Origin of the sequence: Psychrobacillus sp. FSL H8-0483 (assembly GCF_038637725.1) — a bacterium.
Taxonomy (GTDB): domain Bacteria; phylum Bacillota; class Bacilli; order Bacillales_A; family Planococcaceae; genus Psychrobacillus.
In genome coordinates this window covers 2,800,454-2,812,877 of record NZ_CP152052.1, presented here as the reverse complement: position 1 = coordinate 2,812,877, position 12,424 = coordinate 2,800,454, and the positions used below count along the sequence as shown (strand labels likewise).

Annotated in this window: 11 protein-coding genes and 3 tRNA genes; 13 read left to right on the top strand and 1 reads right to left on the bottom strand. The window is 36.5% G+C overall.

The genetic code is table 11. The features are described from left to right. Positions 1 to 6 precede the first annotated feature (6 nt). The 13 genes from racE to MHB48_RS13420 all read left to right on the top strand — a co-directional run bounded on the left by racE (position 7) and on the right by MHB48_RS13420 (position 11,426). The gene (racE, locus tag MHB48_RS13480) at positions 7 to 804 is read left to right on the top strand and encodes a glutamate racemase (RefSeq protein WP_342598541.1); all 798 of its coding nucleotides are present in this window, start codon (positions 7 to 9) and stop codon (positions 802 to 804) included. 72 nt (positions 805 to 876) lie between these two features. Further along, positions 877 to 1,638, top strand: coding sequence for a ribonuclease PH (gene rph / locus MHB48_RS13475; protein ID WP_342598540.1), 762 nt, complete (start codon positions 877 to 879; stop codon positions 1,636 to 1,638). Beyond that, positions 1,635 to 2,237: an XTP/dITP diphosphatase gene (locus tag MHB48_RS13470; protein WP_342598539.1), complete on the top strand. Its 603-nt coding sequence runs from the start codon at positions 1,635 to 1,637 to the stop codon at positions 2,235 to 2,237. The genes rph and MHB48_RS13470 overlap by 4 nt, the downstream gene beginning before the upstream one ends. 8 nt (positions 2,238 to 2,245) lie before the next feature. Then, positions 2,246 to 2,749 (top strand): metallophosphoesterase, encoded by a 504-nt coding sequence (locus MHB48_RS13465; RefSeq protein WP_342598538.1) that lies wholly within the window; start codon positions 2,246 to 2,248, stop codon positions 2,747 to 2,749. Between the two features lie 74 nt (positions 2,750 to 2,823). Further along, a tRNA-Arg gene (locus tag MHB48_RS13460) sits at positions 2,824 to 2,897 on the top strand. A gap of 213 nt (positions 2,898 to 3,110) precedes the next feature. After that, entirely contained in the window at positions 3,111 to 4,205 is a 1,095-nt protein-coding gene (locus MHB48_RS13455; protein ID WP_342598537.1) for an endospore germination permease, read from the top strand. A gap of 33 nt (positions 4,206 to 4,238) precedes the next feature. Beyond that, entirely contained in the window at positions 4,239 to 5,693 is a 1,455-nt protein-coding gene (locus tag MHB48_RS13450) for a spore germination protein (protein ID WP_342598536.1), read from the top strand. Next, positions 5,690 to 6,841 (top strand): Ger(x)C family spore germination protein, encoded by a 1,152-nt coding sequence (locus MHB48_RS13445; RefSeq protein ID WP_342598535.1) that lies wholly within the window; start codon positions 5,690 to 5,692, stop codon positions 6,839 to 6,841. The genes MHB48_RS13450 and MHB48_RS13445 overlap by 4 nt, the downstream gene beginning before the upstream one ends. Positions 6,842 to 6,916: 75 nt before the next feature. Beyond that, positions 6,917 to 6,990: transfer RNA gene (locus tag MHB48_RS13440), tRNA-Arg, on the top strand. A 347-nt stretch (positions 6,991 to 7,337) separates the two neighbouring features. Further along, positions 7,338 to 7,411 (top strand) — tRNA-Arg (locus MHB48_RS13435). Positions 7,412 to 7,593: 182 nt separating this feature from the next. Continuing rightward, positions 7,594 to 8,172 (top strand): YitT family protein, encoded by a 579-nt coding sequence (locus MHB48_RS13430; protein WP_342598534.1) that lies wholly within the window; start codon positions 7,594 to 7,596, stop codon positions 8,170 to 8,172. Positions 8,173 to 8,356: 184 nt separating this feature from the next. Then, a complete protein-coding gene (locus tag MHB48_RS13425) occupies positions 8,357 to 9,916 on the top strand; it encodes an amidohydrolase (RefSeq protein WP_342601384.1) in 1,560 nt (519 codons plus the stop codon). A gap of 43 nt (positions 9,917 to 9,959) precedes the next feature. Continuing rightward, the gene (locus tag MHB48_RS13420) at positions 9,960 to 11,426 is read left to right on the top strand and encodes a sodium:alanine symporter family protein (RefSeq protein WP_342598533.1); all 1,467 of its coding nucleotides are present in this window, start codon (positions 9,960 to 9,962) and stop codon (positions 11,424 to 11,426) included. A gap of 93 nt (positions 11,427 to 11,519) precedes the next feature. On the opposite strand, the gene MHB48_RS13415 is transcribed toward MHB48_RS13420, so the two are convergent. Then, positions 11,520 to 12,347: a Ku protein gene (locus tag MHB48_RS13415; protein ID WP_342598532.1), complete on the bottom strand. Its 828-nt coding sequence runs from the start codon at positions 12,345 to 12,347 to the stop codon at positions 11,520 to 11,522. Positions 12,348 to 12,424 lie beyond the last annotated feature (77 nt).

Sequence of the window (12,424 nt, the reverse complement as noted above, 5' to 3'; positions counted from 1 at the left end):
ATTAAAGTGAATGCCCCAATCGGTGTTATAGACTCTGGAGTCGGTGGTTTAACCGTTGCAAAAGAAATTATGCAACTTCTACCTAATGAAGAAATAATTTATATTGGCGATACAGCTAGATGTCCATATGGACCAAGATCAAGTGAAGAAGTACGGAAATTTACATGGCAATTGGCCATTGCTTTGTCTAAAATGAATATAAAAATGCTTGTTATAGCCTGTAACACAGCTACAGCAGTGGCGCTTAATTCATTAAACAATAAAATGCCTTTTCCTGTTATTGGTGTTATTTTTCCAGGAGCGAGAGCAGCTATTAAAGCTACAAAAAGAAATGAAATTGTAGTGTTGGGTACAAGCGGTACGATTAAGAGCGGGGCGTACGAAAAAGCTATAGCGGCTTTGAATACGTCAAGTAAAGTCATACCACTTGCCTGCCCTACGTTTGTTCCACTCGTAGAAAGTAATGAATATGAAGGGGAATTTGCTCGCAATATGGTATTTGAAACGTTATTGCCATTAAGGGCAGAGCAATTTGATACGGTTATTCTTGGATGTACGCATTATCCATTATTACAAAAGCATATCGAAGAAGTAGTAGGGAATAATGTTAGTGTGCTTTCCTCTGCAGAAGAAACGGCTCATGATGTCATGGAATACTTAGATTACCACCAAATGCACAATCCGATAAAAGAAGTGAAAACACCTGTATTTTATACGTCAGGCTCGGTACCAATATTTAAAACAATTGTAGAGAAGTGGTTAGAGTTACCGAATGCAGATGTACGAACAATTTCATTCAATTGACCCTGTTAGCTTGAGAATCCTCGATATAGCGGGGTCTTCTTTTGCGTAAGGGTATATAAAAAGGAGCTATTTATGATTAGAACTGATGGAAGAGAAGTTAAGCAATTGAGAGATGTACAGATTGAAACGGATTATTTAATGCATCCAGAAGGATCTGTTTTAATAACAGTAGGACAAACTAAGGTTATTTGTAATGCGACGATTGAAGATCGTGTACCCCCATTTTTAAGAGGACAAGGTAAAGGATGGATCACGGCGGAATACTCAATGCTACCACGTGCCACAGAATCACGTACGCAACGTGAGTCTTCCAAAGGGAAAGTAACTGGTCGTACAATGGAGATCCAACGTCTTATTGGACGAGCATTGCGCTCCGTAGTTGACTTAGAAGTCATTGGAGAAAAAACGATTTGGATTGATTGTGATGTTATTCAAGCGGATGGTGGAACTCGAACAGCAAGTATTACAGGAGCATTTGTTGCATTAACGATAGCCCTTGGAAAGTTATATGACAGGAAACAACTTCCTAAATTTCCGGTACGTGAGTATTTAGCTGCGACAAGCGTAGGAGTAATTGAAAACGTTGGAGTTGTGTTAGATTTAAATTATGAGGAGGATTCTTCTGCTTCTGTTGATATGAATATTGTCCAAACAAGTAATGGGGAATATGTAGAGCTTCAAGGAACTGGTGAAGAAGCAACCTTCTCTAAAAAGGAATTGCTGGAGTTATTGGAGTTTGGTGAAATTGGAATTCAACAACTGATGGCTATCCAACGTGAGGCACTAGGAGAACTAGCGTCTAAAATCGGGGAGAAAGGACTTGATTTCGAATGAAAAAAATTATAATAGCGACGAAAAATAAAGGAAAAGCAAAGGATTTTGAAGCGCTTTTTGGTCCACTTGGGTATGACGTGTTAACTCTACATGATGTAGCGGAAGAGATGGACGTAGAAGAGACGGGAACAACTTTTGAAGAGAACGCTCTATTAAAAGCAACAGCCCTTGCTGATCACCTGCAAACAATTGTCATTGCAGATGATAGTGGACTTGAGATTGACGCCTTAGACGGCCGTCCAGGCATCTATTCTGCAAGATACGCAGGCGAAGATAAAAGCGACGAAGCAAATATCGATAAAGTGTTAGAAGAGCTTAAAGATGTTAAAGAATTAGAACGATCTGCTAGATTTGTTTGTGCAATAGCTGTGGCTTCTCCTACGAAAGAGCCGTTTACTGTAAGGGGTACTTGTGAAGGTATGATTGCTACGGCAAGAAAAGGGAATAATGGTTTCGGTTATGACCCAATATTTTATGTTCCATCTGAGAAGAAGATGATGGCAGAGCTTTCAGCAGAAGAAAAAGGGGCTATTTCACATCGAGGAAATGCGATAAAACAGCTTGCTTCTAATTTAACTGACTTGCTGCAAGATGCGTAGGTCTGGGAATGAAATTATTAGTACTTAGTGATACTCACCGAGATACAGAGACGATGGAGCAAGTAATTCAGCATTGCCAGGATGTAGATGCGGTTATCCATTGTGGCGATAGTGAATTAGATGCTGCTTATTTTGAAGGTACATCCATTCATATCGTTCGTGGAAATTGTGACTTTGATGAGCTTTTTGAGGATGAAGCTTTATTCGATTTAGCAAATAATAAAGTATTAGTGGTTCATGGCTATAAGCATAACGTAAAATCAACTCTAATGCCCCTTAATTATCGAGCACAAGAGGTACAAGCATCGATCGTATGCTTTGGTCATTCACACCTACTCGGTACAGAAATGCAAAACGGTATCCTGTTTGTGAATCCAGGCAGCTTACATAAGCCTCGAGGGCGTAAAGAAAAAAGCTATGCAATCATTCAAAAACTGGAGAATGCATGGAGTGTTCTATTCTATACCGATGAACATAAACTATTGGAACAAGTAAATTTTAACTTTACTTGAAATATCGTTGACTTTAACTTGTGATCGTTATATAATAAATCTTGTCTTTCCTATCTTTGTGGTGGGGAGTACTTGTCTCAGTAGCTCAGCTGGATAGAGCAACGCCCTTCTAAGGCGTCGGTCGGGAGTTCGAATCTCTCCTGGGACGTTCATTCTATACATAAAAAAACCTTCCAATCATTTGATTGGAAGGTTTTTTTTATGACTTTGCTAGACTTTATTACACTTCTAATAAGTTACTTCTGTTTTCCGATATTATCTATTTCCATTAGTTGATTTAGATTATTTCATTCTAGAACTTATAATATCTCGTTTTATTGTCAAAACTAAATAATATCAACAAATGATAGAGGGTTTTTTAGTGAGAGGAACAGGTGTCGGACCAATTAGTATATTGCACGTAATTTTTCTATCGATGACTGTTATTGGTTTAAAGAATCATGTGACAATTATTCCTCCGATATTGCAAGTTGTAGGCAGAGATGGGTGGGCTGCAATATTGTTTGCTGGGCTCTTTATGTTTCCCTGGTTATTTCTTTTATTATATGTTCATAACAAATCACATCAGTTGCCAATGAAAGATTGGTTAAAACAAAGGATTGGAAAAGTCGGATATACCATTATCCTTTATATGATTGGATTTTATTTAATCGTCCTTAGTGCGTTTACAATAAGAGAAACATTGCAATGGGTGAAGACGACATTTTTACCAAATACTCCAATGTTACTTTTGCTGACCATTTTTACAATACTTTGCATCCTACTTATATCAACAAATATTCAAACTATTGCTATCGTGAATGTACTTGTTTTATTCGGAGTGATTGTTTTAGGATTTTTTGTGGCATTTGTCAATATGCAAGTAAAAGATTATGAATTGTTAAGACCTTTTTTTGAACATGGGATTCAACCGATTGTTACAGGAGCGGTATATCCTGCATCTGGATTTGTTGAACTGCTCTTGCTTTTGTTCCTTCAGCATCACTATAAGGGCAGGATTCGCTGGTACCATTTTGCTATTATGCTATTTATTTTAATGGGATTGACGATGGGGCCACTTATCGGAGCAATCACAGAGTTCGGGCCAGTTGAAGCAGCTAAACAAAGTTATCCAGCTTATGAAGAATGGGGACTTGCAACGATAGGAAGATATATTGAACATATGGATTTTTTCTCAGTGTATCAATGGTTAACAGGTGCATTTATTAGAGTTGGATTTTTGTTGTTTATAGTAGTAGATCTATTCAATTTGAATGAGAATAGGAAACGGATATGGACGATGATCGCACCACCTTTCTTCTTCCTTAGCTTATCATTATCTCTGTTGAATGATGATCTGTTTTTGGAAATAAAAGGAAATTATTTCTTAATATGTACTTTTGTATTCTTAATCGTACTATCACTCTTTTTAACCATAGTTGCATTCGCTTCCAGAAAAACTGCCAAAAACGTGTAATTATAATATTGCTTAGAAAGAAGTGAAAAGACAATGCAATCGGCTGAAAGTACAATGGATTTGCAAGCATTGCAGCAGTTATTTCAATATTCCGCGGATGTTAAATTTCAGGGATACTCATTCCATCGACATAAAGTACAGTTTCTCATTTGTGAGGCGATGGTTGACCAGCAGTTATTAAATGAAGTCATTGTACATCGAGTTCAGTCAGTTTGCGACAACATAACGGAGCAATCACTCGAAGAAGTAATTATTGAGAAGTTACACATACCCGACTTAAAAAAAGTGGAGAATCAAGAGGAAGCAATTTCTTTAATATACGAGGGACATTTGTTACTTTACTTCGAGGAAGGCAATCTTTTATTTTCAAGTAATATTTCTAAAAAGCCAAATAGAAATCCTGAAGAATCGAGGATGGAGGTACTCATTAAAGGTCCGAGGGATAACTTTATTGAAGATATCTCTGTGAATATCGCATTAATACGTAAGAGATTGCCTACGAATTCGTTGTGCGTAGAAAAACTTATACTAGGAAAGCGTTCCAAAACTGTAGTAGCCATTCTATATTTTAGCGATATCGCCAATAAAGATATATTAAATGAGATTAAAGAACAGTTGAATAAAGTTGACACAGATATTGTTTTTAGTGGTGAGTTTTTAATGGAAGAAGTGAATAAAAATTCTAAAATTTTTCCAAGGACTGATTATACAGGGAGACCAGATTTCGCTGTTCAATCACTCGTACGAGGAAGGTTTATCATATTAGTTGATGGAGTTTCTTACGCTGTTATTACCCCTGTGAATTTATTTTTACTTTTAAAGTCAGGTGAGGATACAGAATATCCTGTAGCGTTTAGTTCATTGGAAAGGACACTACGTATTTCAGGTATTCTAATCGGCGTACTTCTTCCTTCATTTTGGCTTGCATTGACTACTTTTCATCAAAATCAACTGCCTTTTCAATTACTTACTACTGTAGTTCAATCAAATACAGGTTTACCTCTTCCATCCGCGATTGAAATGCTCTTAATGCTCCTAATGTTTGAACTTTTTCGTGAAGCAGGCTTACGTCTTCCGAGCGTAATTGGTGGGACGATAAGTGTTGTAGGAGGACTCATTATCGGAGATGCTGCAATACGAGCAGGTTTAACTAGTCCTGCAATGATTGTTATAATTGCGATTTCTACCATATCGACATTTACACTAGTTAACCAATCTCTTGTGTCAGCTGTAAGTATTACGCGTATTATATTTATTTTAATCACTGCAATTTTAGGGTTATTCGGATTTTTTATGGCGCTGTATTTCCTGTTGCTATATTTAGCGAATATCCGAATATTTGGGGTTCCTTATATGAATATTGCCACTGATTTAAGTTGGACAACTATTAAAAAATCGTTATTCAGATTGTCTCCGGAGAAGTATAAGAAGCGTCCGAATGTTTTAGATCCACAAGATAAGACTCGGACAAAAGAGGCTGAGAAATGAAAAGGATAAAAATGATTATCCTCTTTATATTAATGACATTTATATCAGGCTGTTGGGATGTGACGGAACCTGAAAGAATGCTCTATATTTATGGAGTAGGTGTGGATTATAAAGATAATAAATATGAGGTATATGCTCAAATTGTTAATTTTGCAAATATAGCTAAGTCAGAACAACCAAATCTTGAATTAAATCAGATAGAGGTGGGTCATGGCTCAGGAAAAACTATTGATGATGCAATTTTTAGCTTGTATCGATCGATGGATTTAAAGCTTTTTTGGGGGCATTTTAGTTATCTTATTTTTTCGGAAGAAGTATTAAAGAATGGGAATGCAAATCCGGTAATTAATGGGTTTATCCGATATAGAGAAACGAGATATCAAACATGGGTCTATACAACGACAGATCCAATAAAAGATGTATTGCTCCTTACACCGATATTCAACAAAGCGATGACGCTGTCTAAGATTTCAGATCCTGAAAACTCTTACAAGCAAGATTCATTAGTAGAGCCTATTGATTTACGAGAGCTAATTATTATGTTAAACGAGCCAAATTACGAAGTGAAAATCCCGTTAATTACTATTAAAGAAAATTGGGAGACGGAAAAAGAATTAGATAAGGCTGCTTCTATATTAGGGGTAGGTGTGATTTCCCCGACCGATTTTAAGGGTTTTATTCAAGGAGATAAAATAAGAGGATTGCAATGGATGACGGAGGAAACAGTTAGATCGGAATTAACGTTCAAAATAGATCCTCATGAAGAAAGTTATATGACTGTAATTTTAGATGATCTTGATGTTAAAGTAAAACCGATAGTTACGAGAGATAATGTCAATTTTGATATCGATATAAGAGTGAATGTTTTAGTTAGCGAGTTTCAGGGAAAAATAACACCCGAAGAAATACGGAAAGGTGTTATCAAACAAGTGAAGAAAGAGATTGAAGACACGTATAAAGAAGGATTAAAAAACGAGATTGATATTTACCGTTTATCAGAGTATGTGTATCGACAAAAAGTGGAAACGTGGAAGGAACAACAAACAGATGGAAAGGTAAGATTGAGCGAAGATTCTATAAATGATCTTAATGTAGTGGTAGGTAAGATTTATTCAGGTAGAAAATCATTTGAGGAAACAATTGAATAAAAAATGATAATATCCCTTGACAAATTACTGACAAAAAAACAAAATAGATATTTTCTTTGGTAAGACAGGTGCGTTGTCTCAGTAGCTCAGCTGGATAGAGCAACGCCCTTCTAAGGCGTCGGTCGGGAGTTCGAATCTCTCCTGGAACGTAAGTGAAACTTGCGATGAAAAAACATCTTCTAATATTAGATTAAGAGGTGTTTTTTTCCCGTTGCCACTTGGATGTGGCGAACTTAGGATATGTTCCTATAAGCTCGTTGCGGTGTCTTGGCAGCCCGTTTTTCCGCAGAAGTCTTGCGGATTTTCGTCACAAATTATATTCTTCTAAAAACAACAGTGAATTTAATTTTAAAATTGATATGTTGTTTTAGAATAGTACAAAACTAAACTGGTATTAAGTTAAGGTAAAACAATTGTAAATAAATTTTTCCTGAAGGGTTGAAATTTGTTAAATTTCCTTTATAATAGGTAAGTAGGCAAATTTGGTCATACATAAGTCTCAGTAGCTCAGCTGGATAGAGCAACGCCCTTCTAAGGCGTCGGTCGGGAGTTCGAATCTCTCCTGGGACGTAAATAAAATAAGTAAAGAAAAGGCTGTAAATGTTGTTAATCAACGTTTACGGCCTTTTTTCTGTTTTCTTTTAAAGTATGTACATTATACCCTTTGGATAAATAGATAAATGGATTTTTATACATCTTGAGTTAGGTTTTTTCATAAATTAAATACAGATCCAATTCTTGGAGGAATTTAAATGTATTTTGTGAAAAAAAGCATCGTCATTGTTATCGGTAGCATCCTTATATCTTTAGGGATAAATCTTTTTTTAGTTCCTTATAAGGTGTTGGATGGGGGAATTATTGGAATTGGATTAATTTTAAATTATTTATGGGGACTTAAAGCTGGGCTTACAATTATAGTTTTAAGCATCCCTATATTTATAATTGCTTGGGTATCTTATAGAGATTATTTCTACAATAGTTTACATGGCATGATAATATCTTCTCTTTTTATAGACTTCCTAAAAACAAATGACTCGCTATTTTTGATTAATCCTGTGTATAGCTCGATTCTAGGAGGGGTCTTAGTGGGAAGTGGCATAGGCTTAATGCTTCGGTTTCGGACGAGTACAGGAGGTACGGATCTGATTGCGCAGTTCCTATGTGATAAGACTGGTATAAATGTGGGGATACTCATTTTTTTCATTGATTCATTTGTTATTTTGCTTGGAGGTATTTTATTATCGACCGATACATTGTTTCTATCTGTTATTACTATCATGTTTGTTGCTCTTACTACAAGTTTATTTACTAGAAATGTAGTTCAAGCTTGAACGATTTATAATTGATGTAATTCCAATCGTTCTATTGATTTCGGTTTTTTCATATACTTTCCTCAAATAAAAAATAATTTTTGAATATTTAAAATATTCAACTTAAAATGATGATACTACTTTAGAAATAAAAGGAGAGTAATTGACTTTGAAAACCATCTATATCAATGGCAATATTTATACGATGAATCCTAACGAACCTATGGCACAATCTATTGTTACAAGTAATGAAAGAATCGTTGAGATAGGCAATAACGAAGATATGCTTCTTCAATGGGGGAGAAATGGAACAACAATTATTGACTTAGAAGGGAGAACCGTCCTTCCAGGTTTAATAGATAGTCACCTCCACATTTCGAGTGTAGGCATTAATTCGCAAGAGTTAGATCTTACTGGTGTAAAGTCAAGAGATAAACTATTGGCTGCAGTTAGAGGGAAGGCTGCATCCATACATCCTGATGAATGGATATTAGGTCGTGGATGGGATGAAAATATTTTTCCGGATAAACGAATTCCAACTATAGAAGAACTTGATTATGTCGCTCCTTTTTCTCCTCTTTTCTTGCCAAGAATATGCGGACATGCATTTTTGGTCAATAGCAGAGCGCTAGCACAATGCGGATATCACTCCAATATGGCAATTCCATATGGTGGTACTGTCGTCTTAGAACCTACTACAAAAAAACCTACCGGTCTGTTATTGGAGACTGCTTCAAATATTGTTACAAAACATATCCCTAAAAAGAATTACAATCAGTTAAAAAGTGCAGTAAAAACGGCACTCGATGACGCTGTTCGCCTCGGCTTAACGGGTATTCACACAAATGATCCGAATTATTTAGATGGTGCAAATCAAACTTATAAACTATTCGATGAGCTAGTAAACCAAGAAGGAATTGGTCCGAGAAGTAACCTTTTAATAGACTATACCTATTTGGACGAACTGAAAAGCTCTGGAATGTTTGCTGGCTATGGAAATAACAAGGTAATGATTGGAGCAATTAAGTTTTATGCGGATGGTGCTTTAGGGGGGCGTACAGCTCTTCTTTCAAAGACATACGAAGACGACCCAGGAAATTTCGGAAATGCCATGTATAACAATGAGGAAATATATCGAATGATTCAAGTGGTAAGAGAATATAAAATGCCAGTTGCAATTCATACCATTGGAGATCAAGCTTTAACAAATGTGTTAGATGCATTAGATCAATTTGAACCTGTTAGACATCGTGATAGGCTCATCCATGTTTCTGTTTTGAATGAAGAATTGATTAGTAGACTTAAGAATCCTCATCGTATTGCTGACATTCAACCCAAATTTGTTCCAAGTGATTATCCTTGGATTGTTGATAGATTAGGTGAAGATAGATCAAATTATTCTTATCCGTTTAAAAAACTTCTTCAAGCTGGTGTATGGTGTGCAGGAGGTTCTGATGCCCCGATTGAGCCACTAAATCCACTGCTTGGTATTCATGCTGCTGTAACACGAAAGAAACATGGGGATATTCACAACGGTTTCAATGAGCAAGAAAGATTATCGATGTACGAGGCTGTTCAATTATTTACGTTAGGAGGTGCCTACGCAACAAACGAGGAGATGGACAAAGGAACACTCGAAATTGGTAAACTTTGCGATATGACTGTCCTGTCACGTAATCCATTTTCCATGGACAGTGCTGACGAGCTTTTGACAACCGATGTGGAGATGACAGTTATCGGGGGAGAAGTGAAGTACCGAAAATAATGGTAGGGAGAATTGTTCGTAAAAACTAAAGGGGGGCAAGAAAATGGATGCAATACTTGAAACGATTGTCGGGTGGTTATGGGGATTACCACTCATTGTTACTGTTTTATTTGTTGGTGTATATTTCACAATAGGCAGTAAGTTATTCCAGTTCGGCTATTTACCTCATATTTATAAACAGACTTTCGGAAAAGTATTTTCCAAACGAGACAAATCCGAGGACTCGAAAGGACTATTAACACCATTTCAAGCTGTAAGTACGGCGATTGGTGGCAGTGTCGGAGTAGGGAATATAGGAGGTGTCGCTACAGCGATTGCAATTGGTGGGCCTGGAGCAGTTTTTTGGATGTGGATCACTGCTCTTCTAGGAATGATAACAAAAACCGTAGAAGTAACATTATCCGTCTACTACCGGAATACGGATGAAAAAGGAAATCCATATGGCGGACCTACTTACTATATGGAAAAAGGGCTTGGGGAAGAAAAGAACTTTAAGTATTGGAAAGTACCTGCCATTCTTTTTGGTATCGGCATTTTTACAACGTTTTTTATTACGCTACAAAACTATACTATTTCGGAAGCGTTAAGCTCTACATTTAATATTGGAATGATACCCGCTTCGTTCATTTATTTAACGATTATTTATATTATTATTTACGGTGGAATTAAGCGAATTGGGGAGATTGCATCTTTACTCGTTCCTTTTATGTGTATGTTTTACGTTATAGCAGGTCTGTTTATTATCTTCAAAAATTATACTGAAATTATTCCTGTTTTCGCATTAATATTCGATAGTGCATTTTCCGGTATGGCAGCTGTCGGTGGTTTTACCGGTGCTGTTATTGCTCAAGTAATCCGGATGGGGGTTGCAAGGGCTGTTTATAGTAATGAGGCAGGCTGGGGAACTTCTCCGATGATTCACTCCACAGCGAAAACAGATCACCCGATAAAACAGGGGATGTGGGGATCAGTAGAAGTATTTGTTGATACCATTATTGTCTGTTCGATTACTGCTTTTACAATTATCATCACAGGCGTATGGTCTTCTGGACTTGATGGTGCGGCATTAACCTTGTCCGCATTTGAAATTGGGATTGGTGAGTTCGGTAGAATAATTCTTACCGTGTCTATCTTTTTGTTTGGATTGACAACTTCCACAGGCTGGTATACGTACTATGAAATATTGTTAAGGCACGTATTTAATACAGAAAAAAAGATTACCTTAAAATATAAAATTCTAACTCTATTCAAGTGGCTTTACCCTGTACCAGGTTTTTTAATGGTTGTATATGCAGTAACGTATAACCTTCCAGGAAAAGCGGTTTGGTATTTTGCTGATATTACAACGGCAATCCCTACATTCGTAAACCTAGTCGTTATTTTAATACTAAGCAAAAAATTCTTTGAGCTACTTCGGGATTATAAAGCGAGGTATTTAAATATCGGTACCATCGACCCAAATTTCAGTGTCTTCTACGAAGATGAAGTGAAGAAACGGAAAAAGAAGTAGATTGTAAGAGTCAAAAAAATTGATAAAAGGTGATTGAAATATTATGAATAAAACAGCGACCTTCTCTGTTGAGTTGGTCGCTAGTTTATTATTTTAAGACGTTTTTGCCTTCGCCGTTCTTTTTCTTGTAGGAGGTTTTTTCGTCTTCGTTTTATCCAAAGAGGCCTGGAGGGCAGCCATTAAATCAGTCACATTAGAAGGAGCAGCTGGTTGTTTTTCGCTCAATGCTACTGTTTGGTTACTAGCTTTTTTCTCATCAATTAAATCCATTAAGGCTGTACGGTACTCATCTGTATATTTTTCAGGGTCGAAAGCAGTTGTTAACTGATCCACTAAGAGCAGGGCTGTGTCTAGCTCCCTTTGAACAACTGTTTGCTCACTAGGGATATTGGGGACGTCTGCGGCACTTCTTACTTCGTCAGGAAAATGTATGGTTTCCATTAGGAGTGTTTCTTTAAATACGCGAACTATTGCTAACTGTTCCTTCGAACGAATAATGATTTTGGCTATTCCAATTTTGCCGGACTCCTGTAAGGCTTTTCTTAGAAGGGAATATGCTTTTCCACCGCCACTATCAGGTGCCATGAAGTAACTTCGTTCAAAGTAAATAGGATCTATTTCCTCTAATTTGACAAAGTCTATTATTTCCACTGCTTTATCTTCGTTTTCTTTTTTTAACCTCTCTAATTCCTCCTCATCCAAAACGACAAATTTATTTTTGGAATACTCATAGGCTTTTACAATGTCTTCGTTCTGCACTTCTTTTTTACAGCCCTCACAAACTTTTTCATAACTAATGGGTGTATGACATTCTTTATGAAGTTGACGTAATTTAATATCCTTATTTTCCGTTGCTGTATGAAGCTTTATTGGAATATTAACAAGACCAAAGCTAATACTTCCTTTCCAAACTGTATGCATTTATTTCCTCCTACTATTCCTTTTCTTCTTACTATGTAATCTTTTGGCTGTTTTTATGTATTAGGAATGTAAATTGA